At 62.5% G+C, this 16013-nt stretch carries 14 protein-coding genes; 8 read left to right on the plus strand and 6 right to left on the minus strand.

What is annotated here, in order from left to right:
- Positions 1-26 precede the first annotated feature (26 nt).
- From HU742_RS09580 to HU742_RS09610, 7 genes are all read left to right on the plus strand, one after another.
- On the plus strand, positions 27-689 hold the full coding sequence (locus HU742_RS09580; protein WP_186609149.1) for an amino acid ABC transporter permease: 663 nt from the start codon (positions 27-29) through the stop codon (positions 687-689).
- A gap of 9 nt (positions 690-698) precedes the next feature.
- The gene (locus HU742_RS09585; protein WP_186637498.1) at positions 699-1361 is read left to right on the plus strand and encodes an amino acid ABC transporter permease; all 663 of its coding nucleotides are present in this window, start codon (positions 699-701) and stop codon (positions 1359-1361) included.
- Positions 1358-2146, plus strand: a complete 789-nt coding sequence (locus HU742_RS09590; protein ID WP_186637495.1) for an amino acid ABC transporter ATP-binding protein — start codon at positions 1358-1360, stop codon at positions 2144-2146. Before HU742_RS09585 ends, HU742_RS09590 begins: the two co-directional genes overlap by 4 nt.
- Before the next feature lie 24 nt (positions 2147-2170).
- Positions 2171-2560: a RidA family protein gene (locus HU742_RS09595; protein ID WP_186637492.1), complete on the plus strand. Its 390-nt coding sequence runs from the start codon at positions 2171-2173 to the stop codon at positions 2558-2560.
- A 163-nt stretch (positions 2561-2723) separates the two neighbouring features.
- A complete protein-coding gene (locus HU742_RS09600) occupies positions 2724-3488 on the plus strand; it encodes an IclR family transcriptional regulator (protein ID WP_186642324.1) in 765 nt (254 codons plus the stop codon).
- 29 nt (positions 3489-3517) lie between these two features.
- A complete protein-coding gene (locus HU742_RS09605; protein ID WP_186637490.1) occupies positions 3518-4735 on the plus strand; it encodes an amino acid deaminase in 1218 nt (405 codons plus the stop codon).
- Positions 4736-4785: 50 nt separating this feature from the next.
- Positions 4786-5700 carry a sugar kinase gene (locus HU742_RS09610; protein WP_186637488.1) on the plus strand — a complete coding sequence of 305 codons (915 nt, stop codon included), beginning with the start codon at positions 4786-4788 and terminating at the stop codon, positions 5698-5700.
- 82 nt (positions 5701-5782) lie between these two features.
- On the opposite strand, the gene HU742_RS09615 is transcribed toward HU742_RS09610, so the two are convergent.
- Together HU742_RS09615 and HU742_RS09620 are read right to left on the minus strand one after the other, a co-directional pair.
- Positions 5783-6058: a peptidylprolyl isomerase gene (locus HU742_RS09615; protein WP_019690952.1), complete on the minus strand. Its 276-nt coding sequence runs from the start codon at positions 6056-6058 to the stop codon at positions 5783-5785.
- Between the two features lie 48 nt (positions 6059-6106).
- Positions 6107-8644, minus strand: a complete 2538-nt coding sequence (locus tag HU742_RS09620; RefSeq protein ID WP_186642325.1) for a PAS domain-containing protein — start codon at positions 8642-8644, stop codon at positions 6107-6109.
- Between the two features lie 132 nt (positions 8645-8776).
- Here HU742_RS09620 and HU742_RS09625 point away from each other — a divergent pair, with 132 nt between their 5' ends.
- Positions 8777-9892, plus strand: coding sequence for a PilT/PilU family type 4a pilus ATPase (locus tag HU742_RS09625; RefSeq protein ID WP_186637473.1), 1116 nt, complete (start codon positions 8777-8779; stop codon positions 9890-9892).
- 25 nt (positions 9893-9917) lie between these two features.
- Here the strand turns inward: HU742_RS09625 and HU742_RS09630 are convergent, their stop codons facing one another.
- From HU742_RS09630 to HU742_RS09645, 4 genes are all read right to left on the minus strand, one after another.
- A complete protein-coding gene (locus tag HU742_RS09630; protein ID WP_186642326.1) occupies positions 9918-11873 on the minus strand; it encodes an acetoacetate--CoA ligase in 1956 nt (651 codons plus the stop codon).
- 158 nt (positions 11874-12031) lie between these two features.
- Complete coding sequence (locus HU742_RS09635; protein WP_186642327.1) at positions 12032-12808, minus strand: 3-hydroxybutyrate dehydrogenase; 777 nt, start codon at positions 12806-12808, stop codon at positions 12032-12034.
- A gap of 7 nt (positions 12809-12815) precedes the next feature.
- A complete protein-coding gene (locus tag HU742_RS09640; RefSeq protein WP_186642328.1) occupies positions 12816-14207 on the minus strand; it encodes a GntP family permease in 1392 nt (463 codons plus the stop codon).
- A gap of 292 nt (positions 14208-14499) precedes the next feature.
- Positions 14500-15915: a sigma-54 interaction domain-containing protein gene (locus HU742_RS09645; protein ID WP_186642329.1), complete on the minus strand. Its 1416-nt coding sequence runs from the start codon at positions 15913-15915 to the stop codon at positions 14500-14502.
- Between the last annotated feature and the right edge of the window lie 98 nt (positions 15916-16013).

Here is a 16013-nt window from a genome sequence, read left to right on the forward strand (position 1 = left end):
GCGCTCCGACTAAGGTATTGCCGACCATGAATTATCAGTTGAACTTTGCCGCCGTCTGGCGCGATTTCGACACCTTGCTGGCGGGGCTGGGCCTGGGCCTTTCCCTGGCGCTGGTGTCGATTGCCATCGGTTGCGTGATCGGCCTGCTGCTGGCGTTCGCGCTGCTGAGCAAGCACCGCCTGCTGCGAGTGCTGGCCTCGGTGTACGTCACGGTGATCCGCAATACGCCGATCCTGGTGTTGATCCTGCTGATCTATTTCGCCTTGCCGAGCCTGGGCATTCGCCTGGACAAGCTGCCGTCGTTTGTCATCACTCTTTCGTTATACGCCGGGGCCTACCTGACCGAAGTGTTCCGCGGCGGGCTGGTGAGCATTCACAAGGGACAGCGTGAGGCGGGGTTGGCGATCGGCCTGGGCGAGTGGCAGGTGAAGGCCTACGTGACCGTGCCGGTGATGTTGCGCAATGTGCTGCCGGCGCTGTCGAACAACTTCATTTCGCTGTTCAAGGACACGTCCCTGGCGGCGGCGATTGCCGTGCCGGAGCTGACCTATTACGCCCGCAAGATCAACGTGGAGAGCTACCGGGTGATTGAAACCTGGCTGGTGACCACGGCCCTGTATGTCGCGGCCTGTTACCTCATCGCCATGCTGCTGCGGTATTTCGAGCAGCGCCTGGCGATCCGCCGTTAGGAGTGTTCCATGTACGAATCCCCCAGTTGGTTGCATGAGTTGTGGGTCGCCCGGGACACCTTGCTGGCCGGTTTCCTGACCAGTGTGCAGTGTTCGCTGCTGGCGATTGTGTTGGGCACCTTGATCGGCGTCGTCGCCGGATTGGCGCTGACATACGGGCGGGTCTGGACGCGCGCGCCGTTTCGTTTCTACGTCGACCTGATTCGCGGCACGCCGGTGTTTGTGCTGGTGCTGGCCTGCTTCTACATGGCGCCGGCGCTGGGCTGGCAGATCGGCGCGTTCCAGGCCGGTGTCCTGGGCTTGACGCTATTTTGTGGTTCGCATGTCGCCGAGATCGTGCGCGGTGCGTTGCAGGCCTTGCCCCGTGGGCAGATGGAAGCGAGCCAGGCCATCGGCCTGACGTTTTACCAGGCGCTGGGCTATGTGCTGTTGCCCCAGGCGTTGCGGCAGATCCTGCCGACCTGGGTCAATTCCTCCACCGAGATCGTCAAGGCCTCGACCTTGCTGTCGGTGATCGGCGTCGCCGAATTGCTGCTCAGCACCCAGCAGATCATCGCCCGGACCTTCATGACCCTGGAGTTCTACCTGTTCGCCGGGTTTCTCTTTTTCATCATCAACTACGCCATCGAATTGCTCGGGCGGCACATTGAAAAGCGGGTGGCCTTGCCATGACTGACGTATCCCTCTCGAACGCCCAACCGCTGCTGGACATTCGCGGCCTGCGCAAACAATACGGTCCGCTGGAAGTGCTCAAGGGTGTGGACCTGAGCATGCAGCGCGGCAACGTGGTCACGTTGATCGGCTCCAGCGGCTCGGGCAAGACCACGCTGTTGCGCTGCGTGAACATGCTGGAAGAATTCCAGGGCGGCCAGATCGTGCTCGACGGCGAGTCCATCGGTTATGACGAGGTGGACGGCAAGCGTGTCCGCCATCCTGAAAAAGTCATCGCCCGACACCGGGCGATGACCGGCATGGCCTTCCAGCAATTCAACCTGTTTCCCCATTTGACCGCGCTGCAGAACGTCACGCTGGGATTGCTCAAGGTGAAAAAGCTGCCCAAGGATGAAGCGGTGGCCTTGGCTGAAAAATGGCTCCAGCGGGTCGGCCTGCTGGAACGGCGCGATCATTTTCCCGGTCAGTTGTCCGGCGGCCAGCAGCAGCGCGTGGCGATTGCCCGGGCCATCGCGATGAACCCGAGCCTGATGCTGTTCGACGAAGTGACTTCGGCCCTGGACCCGGAGCTGGTTGGCGAAGTACTGAACGTGATCAAGGGGCTGGCCGAAGACGGCATGACCATGTTGCTGGTGACCCACGAAATGCGCTTTGCCTTCGAGGTGTCCGACAAAATCGTCTTCATGAACCAGGGCCGCATCGAAGAGCAGGGGCCGCCGAAGGAACTGTTCGAACGCCCCCAATCGCCACGCCTGGCGGAATTTCTCAAGAACACCCGTTTTTAAATTCAATTCAACAAGGAGATAACCATGAGCATTACGCGCTACGGCACCGGCAGCACCGCAGGCGGCGGCCAGCCACGGCCATTCGCCCGCGCCGTGGAGGCCGATGGCTGGTTGCACGTGTCCGGCCAGGTGCCGGCGGTGAACGGCGAGATCATTGCTGGCGGCATCGTCGAGCAGACGCACCAGACCATGAAAAACCTGATCGCGATACTCGAAGAGGCCGGTTACGACCTCAAGGATGTGGTGCGCTGTGGTGTCTGGCTGGATGACCCTAGGGACTTCTGGAGTTTCAACAAGGTCTTCGGCGAATACTTCAGCCCGGAACACGCCCCGGCCCGGGCTTGTGTGCAGGCGAGCATGATGGTCGATTGCAAGGTCGAGATCGATTGTGTGGCCTACAAGAAAAAGGCCTGAACACGATACTCTGGCGAGGCCACTTTCCGTGGCGAGGGAGCTTGCTCCCGCTCGGCTGCGCAGCAGTCGCAAAAATGGGCCTGCTGCGCAGGCCAGCGGGAGCAAGCTCCCTCGCCACAAGGGCGTTCGTGCCCGTTGAAAATTGATCTCAGGAACCGCAGACATGACCGAAGACACCATCAAACGCCGGGCTCGAGGATTGGATCGGGCGTTCGATATTCTCGATTTCCTCAAGGAAATCGGCCAGCCGCTGCGCCCGAACGATATTGCCAGCGGCATCGGCAGCCCCAAGTCCACGGTCTATGAACTGGTGGCGTCGCTGCTGGAGCGGCGCATCCTTGAGCCGGTGGGCAAGGACGGTCACGTCTACCTGGGCCGCCAATTGTATTTCCTCGGGCAGGCGCACCTGCGGCATTTCGATTTGAGCCGCGAGGCCGATCACGCCTTGCAGGAAATCGTCCGCCAGACCCGGGAAACGGCGCAGATGTGCCTGCTCAACGGGCGCAAATACACCGTCGCGCTGATGAAGGAAGGCGAGCGGCATTTTCGCATTTCGTCGGACATCGGCGAGAACGCGCCGATCCCCTGGACCGCGTCCGGGCGCCTGCTGCTGGCACATTTGAGCGACCAGCAGATCGTCGACCTGATCGACCCGGACGACTTCATCCTGCCGGACGGCGAGCGCCTGCCCCTTGAACAGTTCCTCAAGGAAATCCGCCAGGCCGGCATGGATGGATTTTTCTCCTTCGACAGCGTTGCCGACACCTTCACCCATTGCTTCGCCGCCCCGGTCAAAGACCCCAATGGCGTGGCGATTGCGACCCTGTGCATCGTCGCCCCGAGGGCCGACGCCAAGAACAATTACGCCGACTACCGCCGGGTGCTGATCGAAAGCGCCAACAACCTGGCCCGTCGCATCAACGAATAGACAGCCGAGGCTGTGTGAGGAGTTCAACCATGTCTTCTGCGATTCATAACGCTGGCGTCGAGAAGGGCGCTGCCGCGCCGGGTACCCATTTGCTGCGGGACGTCAGCCTGCCGGCACTGGTGCTGCACCGCGACGCGTTGGAACACAACATTCGCTGGATGCAGAAATTCGTCAGTGACAGCGGTGCAGAGCTGGCGCCCCACGGCAAGACCAGCATGACCCCGGCACTGTTTCGCCGCCAGATCGAAGCCGGCGCCTGGGGCCTGACCCTCGCCACGGCGGTGCAGACCCGTGCCGCCTACTCCCATGGCGTGCGCCGTGTGCTGATGGCCAATCAGTTGGTGGGCAGGCCGAACATGGCGCTGATCGCCGATCTGCTGGGCGACCCGACGTTCGAATTCCATTGCCTGGTTGATCATCCAGACAACGTCGCCGAGCTTGGGGCCTATTTCGCCTCTCGCGGTGCGCGCTTGAACGTGATGATCGAATACGGCGTGGTCGGTGGTCGTTGTGGTTGCCGGACCGAGGCCGAGGTGCTGGCCCTGGCAGAGGCCATCGGCGCGCAACCGGCGCTGGCATTGACCGGTATCGAAGGCTACGAAGGCGTGATCCACGGCGACCACGCCGTCAGCGGCATCCGTGCGTTCGCCGCGTCCCTGGTGGGACTGGCGATGCAGTTGCAGGACAGCGGCGCGTTTGCCATCGACAAACCCATCATTACCGCCTCGGGTTCGGCCTGGTATGACCTGATCGCCGAGTCGTTCGAAGCGCGCAATGCCCACGGACGTTTCCTCAGCGTGCTGCGTCCCGGCAGTTACGTGGCCCATGATCATGGCATCTACAAAGAGGCGCAGTGCTGCGTACTGGAGCGGCGCAACGACCTGCACGAAGGCCTGCGCCCGGCCCTGGAAGTCTGGGCCCACGTGCAATCGTTGCCGGAGCCGGGCTTTGCGGTGATTGCCCTGGGCAAGCGCGACGTCGCCTACGACGCCGGGTTACCGGTGCCGCTCAAGCGCTACACGCCCGGTTCGGATTCGGTGGCTGGGGACGACATCAGCGGCTGCAAGGTGACGGCGGTGATGGACCAGCATGCGTTCCTGACGGTGGCGCCGGGCGTCGAGTTGCGGGTAGGCGACATCATTGCGTTCGGCACCTCCCATCCGTGCCTGACGTTCGACAAATGGCGGGTGGCGTGCCTGGTGGATGAGGGATTGCGGGTAGTCGAGAGCATGGAAACCTGTTTCTAACGTTCAGACCGAGTCGCGCCCAGACCTCCTCGAAATGCCAGGATTTATCCATGACAGCTTCAAAACCTCGCATCGCGCTGATCGGCGAATGCATGATCGAACTGCAAGAACGCGCCGACGGCAGCCTGCAACAGAGCTTCGGCGGTGACACGCTGAACGCCGCTGTGTACCTGGCCCGGGCCTTGGGCGACAAAGGTTCGGTGGATTACGTCACCGCCCTGGGCGATGACAGTTTCAGCGACGCCATGTGCCAAGGCTGGGCGGTTGAAGGTATTGGCCTGGGCATGGTCCAGCGCTTGCCGGGGCGTCTGCCGGGCTTGTATTGCATCCAGACCGATGCGGCCGGTGAGCGGCGTTTCCTGTACTGGCGCAACGAGGCGGCGGTGCGCGAGTGCTTCACCACGCCGGCCGCCGCGCCGATCCTGGCGGCGTTGCCTGGCTATGACGTGCTTTATTTCAGCGGCATCACCCTGGCGGTCATCGGCGAGCAGGGGCGGCGCAAACTCATCGAGACCCTGATCGAGGCGCGCCGGCGCGGCGCCCAAGTGGTGTTCGACAATAATTACCGGGCCAGGCTTTGGCCCTCGATCGAGGCCGCCCGCGCGGCTTATCGCAGCGTGTTGCCCTACGTCGAGCTGGCGCTGTTGACGGTGGATGACGAACAGGCGCTGTACGGTCACGCCGACAGCGAGGCGGTGTTTGCCGCGTATGCGCAACTGGGCACGCCGGAAGTGGTGCTCAAGCGCGGCGCCGAGGCCTGTCTGATCTGTTGTGATGGTCGGTCTTACGACGTGCCTGCCCAGCGGGTCGAACGGGTGGTGGACACGACGGCGGCGGGTGACTCGTTCAGCGCCGCCTACCTGGCGAGCCGCTTGCTGGGTGGCAGCCCGGCGGAGGCGGCCGAGGCCGGGCACCTGTTGGCGAGCCGGGTGATCCAGGTACCGGGGGCGTTGATTCCCAGGTAGCGACATCCCTGGAGATCATGCATTTGTGGCGAGGGGATAAATCCCCTCGCCACAAGGGGTCGGTTCGCAGCTCAGGATCTATTCAATCCCGGTAAAACACCTGCACCAGGTGATAGCCGAACTTGCTCTTGATCGGCCCGTGCACCACTCGCAGCGGCTTCTTGAAAATCACCGCGTCGATGGCGCCGACCATCTGCCCCGGCCGTACTTCACCCAAGTCACCGCCGCGCTTGCCGGAGGGGCAGGTGGAGTATTTCTTGGCCAGGACGTCGAACGCCTCGCCCTTGGCGATGCGTTGCTTGAGCTGTTCGGCTTCTTCGGCGGTTTTCACCAGGATATGGCGGGCTTGGGCTTTCATTGCAGCGGTGACCTGAGCGGTGCAAAAGGGCGGCGATTATGCCTCAAGTCACTTGCCATGGTTGATCATCGCCCGAATTTTGGTGGCCAGCAGATCCAGGGTGAACGGCTTGGCGACCATATCCATGCCTTGATCCAGGAACCCTTGGCGCTCGGTGGCTTTCTGTGCGTAACCGGTCATGAACAATACTTTCAAGTCGGGCCTGTGCTGGCGGGCGATTTCCGCCAACTGCCGGCCATTCATGCCCGGCAGGCCGACATCGGTCACCAGCAGATCGATGCGCTGCCTGGACTCCAGCAACGCAATGGCCTGTTTGGCCTCTTCGGCTTCGAGCGCGGTATAGCCCAAGGCGTGCAGCAGATCGAGCACCAACATGCGCACCGCCGGTTCGTCTTCCACCAGCAGCACGGTTTCGCCGGCGTTGGCTGCCGGTGCGTCGGTGGTCGCCGGTTCGGCAGCCTGCTCGGCCGGCGCAACGTGCAGCCGCGGCAGGTACAGCTGCACGCGCGTGCCTTGGCCTGGCACGCTGTCCAGGCTCAGGTGCCCACCGGATTGCTGGGCAAATCCGTAGATCATCGACAACCCCAGGCCGGTGCCCTGGCCGATGGGCTTGGTGGTAAAGAACGGATCGAAGGCCTTTGCCAGAACCGCAGGCGTCATGCCGCTGCCGTTGTCGCGCACGGCGATCATCACGTAATCGCCAGCTTTTACCGGTTCCAGAGTGTTGATGTCGTGGCCGTCGAGGTAGACGTTGGCGGTTTCGATGGTCAATTCGCCGCCGTCAGGCATTGCGTCCCGGGCATTGATCACCAGGTTGAGCAGGGCATTTTCCAGTTGGCTGGCATCGGTGCTGACCGGCCACAGCTCACCGGCCATTTGCAGCCGCAGGACGATGTGATCGCCCGTGGTCCGGCTCAGCAAGTCTTCGAGTGAATGCACCAGGGCGTTGGCATCCAATGGCTTGCGGTCCAGCGACTGGCGCCGGGAGAAGGCCAGCAGGCGATGGGTCAGGGCGGCGGCGCGGTTGGCCGAGGAAATGGCCGCTTCGGTAAAACGGCCTATCTCGGCAGCGCGGCCGGAGGCGATGTAGCGCTGCATCAGGTCCAGGCTGCCGAGAATACCTGTGAGCATATTGTTGAAGTCATGGGCGATGCCGCCCGTGAGCTGGCCCACCGCTTCCATTTTCTGCGCATGGCGCAGCGCTTCCTCGGCACGCTCGCGTTCGAACATTTCGCTTTGCAGGCGATGGTTGGCTTCGGCCAATTGCTGGGTGCGGGCAATGACCCGTTCTTCCAGCGTTTCGTTGAGGTTACGCAGGGCTTCCTCGGTTTTCTTGCGGTCGGTCTCGTCGATCACAAAGATGTAGAAGCCGTTCACCGCTCCGTCACCGCCACGGCGGGGCAGGTAATTGATCAAGGCATGGCGCGGCCGGCCGTCACGGTGAGCCGATTCAACGGTGAAGCTGCACGGCTTGCCTGCCAGGGCGTCGGCGATCTGTTCAGCGCGGGCCGCGTAGGCTTCCTCGCCGATGACTTCGCGAATGGTCTTGCCGTACAGCTCCTGCGGGGTCAGCCCATACCAGTTCAGGTAGGCGCTGTTATTGAGCCGGAAGCGTTCTTCGCGGTCGACGTAGCTGATCAGCACCGGCATGGCGTTGATGATCAATTGCAGCTCGGTCTGGCTTTGGCGCAGGGCGTGTTCGGTGCGTTTGCGTTCGGTCAAGTCCAGCGCCGCGCCGAGAAAACGCTTGGGCCGGCCATGGCGATCCTTGTAGCAACGTCCGCGTACGAACACCCAGCGCAGCTCTCCGTCAGGCTGCAGCAGGCGGTATTCCTCGGCGTATTCGGTGCCGTGGGTGATGCAATGCTTGATGCTGTGCGCGACCATCGCCCGGTCTTCGGGATGCACGCCTTCGAGGTAGGCGTTGATGGGTAATTGGCGCGACAGATTCGGATCGACGCCATGGAGCAGCGCGAAATGCGCGTCGGCGATGAAGCGATCTTCGCGGATGTCCCAATCCCAGGTGCCCAGCGCATCGGTGGCCGCCAGCGCCAGTTGCAGGCGTTCTTCGCTTTCCTGCTGGGCCTTGAGGCTGGCCTCGGAGCGCCGCTCGAACTCCTGGGCCAGGCGTCGCCGTTCGCTGGTCTCGATGGCGGTGATCAGGATTCCCGCTACGCTGCCGCTCTCGTCATGCACCGGGCTGTAGGTCAAGTCCAGCCAGACATCACAGAGTCGCCCGCTGAAAGGCATGCGCCATTGTTGGTCGCGGCAGGTGCGCATGCTGCCTTGTAACACGCTGTGATAAATCCCTTCGGCCATTTCCCGAAGTTCGGGCCAGGCCGTGTGGGTGGGCTGGCCAAATGCCCGGGGATGTTTGTCGCCAACCAGCCGGGCGTAGGCGTCGTTGTACAGATGGGTCAGCTGCGGGCCCCACAGCACGGCCATCGGCATGGGCGAGTGGAGCATGATGTCCACGGCGGTGCGCAGGCTCTGCGGCCAGGTTTCGATGGCGCCCAGCGGGCTGGAAGTCCAGTCCAGGCGGGCGATCACCTGCTGTATGTCGCTGCTGGCGGGTATTGCGTTCATCACGGGAGTTCCTGGATGTCATGTCGATGCTGCGGCTTCTACTATCCTCTGGAGAAGGTAAGCGCGGGTTGATCTGAGGTTTTCCGGCTCGGGTCAGCGTGTCCAATGATGTTAGTGGAAGTATTCCTGACCATGGAAATTGATCCTTTATTACGAATCCTGGCCAGCCAGGACGGCTCCGACCTCTACATGTCCACCGGCGCACCGCCCTGTGCGCGTTTTGAAGGTGTGCTCAAGCCGCTGAGCAACCAGGCGTTCAAGGTCGGCGACATCGCCGGGCTTGCCGAGTCATTGATGGACGCCGAACAACGCCTTGAGTTCGATCGGGAATTGGAAATGAATTTGGCGATTTCCCTGGCCGGTGTCGGGCGGTTCCGGGTCAATATCTTCAAGCAACGCAATGACGTGTCCATGGTGATACGCAACGTCAAGTTGGATATCCCACGTTTCGAAGACTTGAAACTGCCGAAAGTGCTGCTGGACACAATCATGCAGAAGCAGGGGCTGATGCTGTTCGTCGGCGCGACCGGGTCAGGCAAGTCGACGTCCCTGGCGGCGTTGATCGATTACCGCAACCGCAACAGCAGCGGCCACATCATCACCATCGAGGACCCGGTGGAATATATCCATCGGCATAAAAAATCGATCATCAACCAGCGGGAGGTCGGGGTCGACACCCGCAGCTTCCATGCCGCACTCAAGAACACCCTGCGCCAGGCGCCGGATGTTGTCCTGATCGGCGAAATTCGCGACCGGGAAACCATGGAGCACGCCCTGGCCTTTGCCGACACCGGCCATCTGGTGATTTCCACCCTGCATGCCCACAACGCCAACCAGGCCCTGGACCGCGTGATCAATTTTTTCCCGGAAGAACGCCGGCCGCAGCTATTGAACGACCTGGGCAACAACCTCAAGGCGTTCGTCTCCCAGCGCCTGGTCCGCACACGCACCGGTCAGCGCCGGGCGGCGGTGGAGGTCATGTTGGGTTCGCCGACGGTGGCCGACCTGATTCGCCGCAACGAGTTTGGCGAACTCAAGGGGATCATGGAAAAGTCAGAGGAGCTGGGGATGCAGAGCTTTGATCAAGCGCTGTTCAACTTGGTGGTTGAGGGCGCGATTGATGAGGAGCAAGCACTGAAAAATGCCGACTCGGCGAACAACTTGCGTTTGCGCTTGAAGCTGCATGCCGAGTCGGGCGCGACGCCACCGGCCGATCCGCCGGCGGGGGAGTGGGGACTGATGGATTGATTGGCCGGACGCCGCGCTCCTGGCCTCAGGTCGCAAGCTCCGGTCGCCCGCGAAACTGCTCCAACGCTTCGGGATTGGCCAGTGCGTCGGTATTCTTCACCGCCTCGCCATGCACCACGTTGCGCACCGCCAACTCCACCACCTTGCCGCTGATGGTTCGCGGTATGTCGCTGACCGCGAGGATCTTCGCCGGTACATGCCGTGGCGTGGTGTTGGCTCGGATGACCTGGCGAATCTTCTGCTCCAAGGCATCATCCAGCGTCACGTCATCGCGCAGGCGCACGAACAGCACCACTCGCACATCGCCTTGCCATTGCTGGCCGATGGCGACGCTGTCGAGCACCGCGTCGACTTTTTCCACTTGCCGATAGATCTCCGCCGTGCCAATGCGCACGCCGCCGGGGTTGAGCACCGCGTCGGAACGCCCGTGGATCAGGAAACCGCCGTGGGGCAGTTCTTCGGCGTAATCTCCCTGGGACCACACGCCCGGAAACTGGCTGAAATAGGAGGCGCGAAGCTTTTCCTGATGGGGATCATTCCAGAGCCCGATGGGCATGGCCGGAAAATGCCGGGTGCAGACCAGTTCGCCTTTTTCGCCGATCACCGCTTCGCCGGCCTCGTTCCAGACCTGCACCGCCATGCCCAGGCTCTTGCCCTGCATCTCGCCCCGGCGCACGGCTGACAGCGGATTGCCATTGACGAAACACGACACGATGTCGGTGCCGCCCGACATCGACGCCAGGCAGACATCGGCCTTGAAGTCGCGGTACACGTAATCGTAACTGTGGGGCGCCAGGGCCGAGCCGGTGGACAGGATCGTCCTGAGACTGCTCAGGTCATGAGCCTGGCGTGGCTTGATACCTTGGCTTTCCAAGGCCGCCAGGTATTTGGGGCTGGTGCCGAACACGCTGATGCGTTGTTGGTCGATCAGCGCCAGCAGGCGTTCGGGGCCGGGGTGGAACGGCGAACCGTCATAGAGCACCACCGCGCTGCCCACGGACAGGGCTGACACCAGCCAGTTCCACATCATCCAGCCGCACGTGGTGTAGTAGAACAACCGATCCTCAGGGCCGAGATCCACGTGCAAGCCGTGTTCCTTGACGTGTTGCAGCAGCACGCCACCGGTGCTGTGAACGATGCACTTCGGCACGCCTGTGGTGCCGCTGGAATAGAGGATGTACAGCGGATGATCGAACGGCACACTGGCGAATTCCGGCTCGCCGCCGGGTTGATAGAAACCGTCCCATAGCGCCACGTTAGCCTGGGTCTTGAAATCCTCGGCGGATGCATCGGGCCGGGCATAAGGCAGTACGATCAGTTGCTGCAAGGACGGCAATCGCTCAAGGATTTCGTTGACCTTCGGTCGTTGGTCGATGAGCTTGCCGGCATAGCGATAGCCGGCGCAGGTGATCAGCACCTTCGGCTCGATCTGGCCGAACCGGTCAATGACGCCCTGGGTGCCGAAATCCGGCGATGAGCACGACCAGATCGCCCCCAGGCTGGTGGTGGCGAGCATGCCCACCAGCGTCTGCCAGGTGTTGGGCATGCAAGCGGCGACCCGGTCGCCTTGGATCACGCCAGCGGCCTGCAAGCTTTTTTGCAGGCCGGCGACGTGCGTGGCGAGTTCGGCCCAGGTCAAACGTTTCTCGCCGCCGTCCTCATCCAGGGCAACCACCGCCACGGCGTTATCGCGACGGCGCAGCAAGTGCTCGGCGAAATTCAGCGTCGCCCCCGGAAACCAACGGGCGCTGGGCATCTGCGGGCCTTCCACCAGCACCTCGGTGGGCGGCTGGTGAAAACGAATGTCGAAGCAGTCGACGACGGCCTGCCAGAACGCTTCGCGCTGGTCGATGCTCCAGGCGTGCAGGGCCAGGTAGTCGCTCAGTTGCAGGCCGTGCCGTTGGTTGATCAACTGGCAAAAGGCGTTCATGCGCGACTGGACGATGCGTTCGGGGCCGGGTTGCCAAAGGATGTCGGACATGGCGTGCCTCTTGTTTTTCTGTCGGGCCTGACGATTGTTCCTACGCTCTGCGTGGGAATACCTCTGGGGACGCTCCGCGTTCCGCTCTTGGGACGCGGAGCGTCCCTGTCTGCGCTCCCACGCAGAGCGTGGGAACGATCAGTATCCAGTAGGGAGGCTTATTGAGCCAACCACCCACCATCGATATTCCACGCCGCGCCCCGCACCTGGCTGCCGGCTTCGCTGCACAGGAACAGCACCAGCTCGCCCAGTTGCGGCGGGGTAACGAATTCCAGCGACGGTTGCTTCTCGGCCAGCAGGTCATGCTGGGCCTGTTGTGGGTCGACGCCGGTGGCGATGCGATCGTCGATCTGCTTCTGCACCAGCGGCGTCAGCACCCAGCCCGGGCAGATCGCGTTGCAGGTGACGTTGCTGGTGGCGGTTTCCAGGCCAACCACTTTCGTCAGGCCGATCACCCCATGCTTGGCGGCGACGTAGGCAGCCTTGCCCACCGAGCCCACCTGGCCGTGCACCGAGGCGATGTTGACGATCCGTCCCCAGCCCTTGGCCCGCATGCCCGGCAGGCTCAGGCGGGTGGCGTGGAACACCGAGGACAGGTTGATGGCGATGATCGAATCCCAGCGTTCCACCGGGAAATTTTCCACGGCGGCCACGTGCTGGATCCCGGCGTTGTTCACCAGGATGTCCACGCCGCCGAACTCGCGCTCGGCGTAGGCAAGCATGTCGGCAATCTGCGCCGGGTCGCTGACGTCGGCCGGATGATGACCGACCTGGCCGCCGAACTGTTTCACCTCGGCGATCACCGCCGAGGCATCGCCAAAGCCGTTGAGGATCAGGTTGGCGCCGGCCTTGGCCAAGCTCAGGGCGATGCCCAGGCCGATGCCGCTGGTAGAACCGGTGACCAGGGCAGTCTTGCCCGAAAGAGCGGTTGTCATGGGAACCTCACACAATGCCAGTGGCGTAGAACACACCGATCACGAAGAACACCGCAAGGGTCTTGATCAGCGTAATACAGAAAATATCTTTGTAAGCCTCACGGTGGGTCAGGCCGGTCACCGCCAGCAAGGTGATCACCGCGCCGTTGTGCGGCAGCGTGTCCATGCCGCCGCTGGCCATGGCGGCCACCCGGTGCAGCACTTCAAGCGGAATGTTGGCGGCATTGGCGGCGCTGATGAAGGTGTCCGACATGGCCGCCAAGGCGATGCTCATGCCGCCCGACGCGGAGCCGGTGATCCCCGCCAGCAGCGTCACGGTCACGGCTTCGTTGACCAGTGGGTTGGGGATGTTCTTCAGCCAGTCAGCCAACACCAGGAAGCCCGGCAAGGATGCGATCACCGCGCCGAAACCGTATTCCGACGCGGTGTTCATGGCCGCGAGCAATGCACCGCCCACCGCGCTCTTGCTGCCTTCCGCCAACTTGCTGCGAATGGCCCGAAAGCCGAACAGCAACACCAGGACGATGCCCACCAGCAGCGCCGCCTGGACCGCCCAGATAGCGGTGAGTTTGGCGATGTCGCTGGACACCGGCGTCGCCATGCCCGGCAGTGCCAGGCTATGGGATTTGCCGTACCACTGCGGGATCCACTGGGTAAAGAGCAGGTTCATGATCCCCACCGCCAGCAGCGGCGAAACGGCGAGCCACGGGTTGGGCAGCTTGATGTCTTCGGCGGTCTCCGGCTCGTTGCGCAGCTCGGTGCCGTAGCCTTCGCCCATGCGCTGGGCCTTGTTGCGCTGGCGCTGCAAAAACAGCATGCCGAAGCTGAAGACGAAGATCGTGCCGATCACACCCAGCCAAGGCGCGGCCCACGCGGTGGTGTTGAAGAACGTGCTGGGGATGATGTTCTGGATCTGCGGCGTGCCGGGCAGGGCGTCCATGGTGAACGAGAACGCGCCGAGGGCGATGGTGGCCGGGATCAACCGCTTGGGAATATTGCTCTGGCGGAACATCTCGGCGGCGAACGGGTAGACCGCGAACACCACGACGAACAGCGACACACCGCCGTAGGTCAGCAGCGCGCAGACCAGCACGATCACCAGCATGGCCTGGCGCGTGCCCAGCAGGCGAATCGCCGCCGCGACGATGGAACGGGAGAAACCCGACAGCTCGATCAGCTTGCCAAACACGGCGCCAAGCAGGAACACCGGGAAATACAACTTGATGAAGCCGACCATTTTTTCCATGAACACCCCGGTGAACGCAGGGGCAACGGCGGATGGGTCGGTGAGCAGGACGGCGCCGAGGGCGGCGATCGGGGCAAAGAGGATGACGCTGTAGCCACGGTAGGCGGCAACCATCAGCAGCGTGAGGGCTGCCAAGGCAATGATCACACTCATGGTGTGTCTCCTGGATTGTTATTTTTGTGGGTGGTGCTGTGGAGAGGGCTATAGCGATATCTGTGCCATATCGCTAAGCATTTGAAATATATGAAAATTATTTTTGCGAAGTGGAAGAGTCCAAGTGCTTTGTCTCTATTTGGAGATTTACAGCGAGAACTTGGCTACTTTGCGAGCAGGCTTGCCTTCAGGTTTGACGATATTCGGCTTATACGTCCGGATAATTACGGGGAGTGAGTCCGCCAGCGAAGCGCTTCGCAAGGTTGTCCTGCTTTAGAGATATCAAGTCTCTTTATTGAGACTCTGCAATCCCCAGCGCCAGCATTTTCTTGTACAGGGTCGACCTTCCCAGCCCCAGGCGCTCGGCCGCCTCGACAACCCTGCCACCGCATTGCTCGAGCGTGGTTTCGATCAGGTGCCGGTCGAATCGCGCCCGGGCCTGGCTGAAGGTCTCCTGCGGCATTGGTTCCAGGCTTGGGCTGGCGGTGCGCACCACCGGCGTGAAGGTGCCGATGGCTGCGCGGATGTCGTCGGCAGTGAGCACCAGGTCATCGCTGAGCAGCGCGGCCCGCTCCAGCACGTTGCGCAATTCTCGAATGTTGCCCGGCCAGGCGTGCTGGCCCAGGAGGTCGAGGGCGTCGTGGTTCAGTTCGTGCTGGCTGCGCAGTTCTTCGAGGATCGCTTCGCTCAGGGCCGGCAGGTCATCCAGGCGTGCGCGCAGCGGCGGCACTTGGATAGGCAGCACATTGAGGCGGTAATACAAGTCCGCGCGGAACTCGCCGCGCTTGATTGCCGCCTCAAGATCAGTGGACGTCGCGGCGATGATCCGGACATCGCTTTGCAGCACCTCGTTGGAGCCCACCGGTTCGTATTCCTTTTCCTGCAGCACGCGCAGCAGTTTGCTTTGCAGCGGCAACGGCATATCGCCGATTTCGTCGAGAAACAGCGTGCCGCCCTTGGCAATTTGCAGCTTGCCGGCGCGGCCCTTGCGGTCGGCGCCGGTGAACGCCCCTGGGGCGGTGCCGAAGAATTCGGCCTCGAGCAGCGACTCCGGAATAGCCGCGCTGTTGATGCTGACGAACGCCTTGTGCGCCCGCGGCGAAGCGCCGTGGATCGCCTGGGCCAGCAGCTCTTTACCCGTGCCGGTTTCACCCAGCAGCAGCACCGGGGAGTCAGTGCTGGCGCTGCGTCGGGCGCGGCGCTTGACCTCGAGGCTGGCGGCGCTGGTGCCGATGAAATGGGCGAAGTTGTACTTGGTCTGGCGCGCCCGCAATAGCGAGCGCGTGGAGGCCAGTTCTTCCTGCATGCTCAGGTAGCGCTTGAGCATCGGCGACAGGCTGTGCAGCTCGTCGAACAGGGCAAAACCGATGGCACCGATCACCGCGCCGGCGCTGTCGTGAATCGGCAGGCGCATCACCACCAGCGGCTCCTTGGGCGTGTCCTGCATGTCCAGCAGGATCGGCCTTCCGGTGCGCACCACCTCACGCAGCAGGCTTGAAGGAATCACGCTCTCACAGGCACGACCGATCGCCTCGGCCGCCGAGTTCAAGCCGAAGCGACGGGCGTAGCGTTCGTTCATCCAGACGATATTCGCGTCGCGGTCGACAATCACCGTGCCTTCGCTGGACTGTTCAATGATCTCGAACAACGAGCGGATCGCCAGCGTGCGCACGCGCTTGTAATCCTTGAGGCTTTCGGTGGGGTTCATCGGCCATTTCCCTGGAAGGAGAAGCTTGCAGTACGGAATCGGTCTTCCGGCGGCATTATGCCGGGGCACGAAGGCGGATCAACTCTCTTCTGATACGT

Source organism: Pseudomonas marvdashtae, assembly GCF_014268655.2.
GTDB classification, from domain to species: Bacteria; Pseudomonadota; Gammaproteobacteria; order Pseudomonadales; family Pseudomonadaceae; genus Aquipseudomonas; species Aquipseudomonas marvdashtae.

What these genes read in the sequence shown, in the direction of transcription:
- HU742_RS09600 (WP_186642324.1), top strand. Translation starts at nt 2,724, where the DNA reads ATGACCGAAGACACCATCAAACGCCGGGCTCGAGGATTGGATCGGGCG.
- HU742_RS09590 (WP_186637495.1), top strand. Translation starts at nt 1,358, where the DNA reads ATGACTGACGTATCCCTCTCGAACGCCCAACCGCTGCTGGACATTCGC.
- HU742_RS09585 (WP_186637498.1), top strand. Translation starts at nt 699, where the DNA reads ATGTACGAATCCCCCAGTTGGTTGCATGAGTTGTGGGTCGCCCGGGAC.
- HU742_RS09605 (WP_186637490.1), top strand. Translation starts at nt 3,518, where the DNA reads ATGTCTTCTGCGATTCATAACGCTGGCGTCGAGAAGGGCGCTGCCGCG.
- HU742_RS09645 (WP_186642329.1), bottom strand. Translation starts at nt 15,915, where the DNA reads ATGAACCCCACCGAAAGCCTCAAGGATTACAAGCGCGTGCGCACGCTG.
- HU742_RS09625 (WP_186637473.1), top strand. Translation starts at nt 8,777, where the DNA reads ATGGAAATTGATCCTTTATTACGAATCCTGGCCAGCCAGGACGGCTCC.
- HU742_RS09635 (WP_186642327.1), bottom strand. Translation starts at nt 12,808, where the DNA reads ATGACAACCGCTCTTTCGGGCAAGACTGCCCTGGTCACCGGTTCTACC.
- HU742_RS09615 (WP_019690952.1), bottom strand. Translation starts at nt 6,058, where the DNA reads ATGAAAGCCCAAGCCCGCCATATCCTGGTGAAAACCGCCGAAGAAGCC.
- HU742_RS09610 (WP_186637488.1), top strand. Translation starts at nt 4,786, where the DNA reads ATGACAGCTTCAAAACCTCGCATCGCGCTGATCGGCGAATGCATGATC.
- HU742_RS09640 (WP_186642328.1), bottom strand. Translation starts at nt 14,207, where the DNA reads ATGAGTGTGATCATTGCCTTGGCAGCCCTCACGCTGCTGATGGTTGCC.
- HU742_RS09620 (WP_186642325.1), bottom strand. Translation starts at nt 8,644, where the DNA reads ATGAACGCAATACCCGCCAGCAGCGACATACAGCAGGTGATCGCCCGC.
- HU742_RS09580 (WP_186609149.1), top strand. Translation starts at nt 27, where the DNA reads ATGAATTATCAGTTGAACTTTGCCGCCGTCTGGCGCGATTTCGACACC.
- HU742_RS09595 (WP_186637492.1), top strand. Translation starts at nt 2,171, where the DNA reads ATGAGCATTACGCGCTACGGCACCGGCAGCACCGCAGGCGGCGGCCAG.
- HU742_RS09630 (WP_186642326.1), bottom strand. Translation starts at nt 11,873, where the DNA reads ATGTCCGACATCCTTTGGCAACCCGGCCCCGAACGCATCGTCCAGTCG.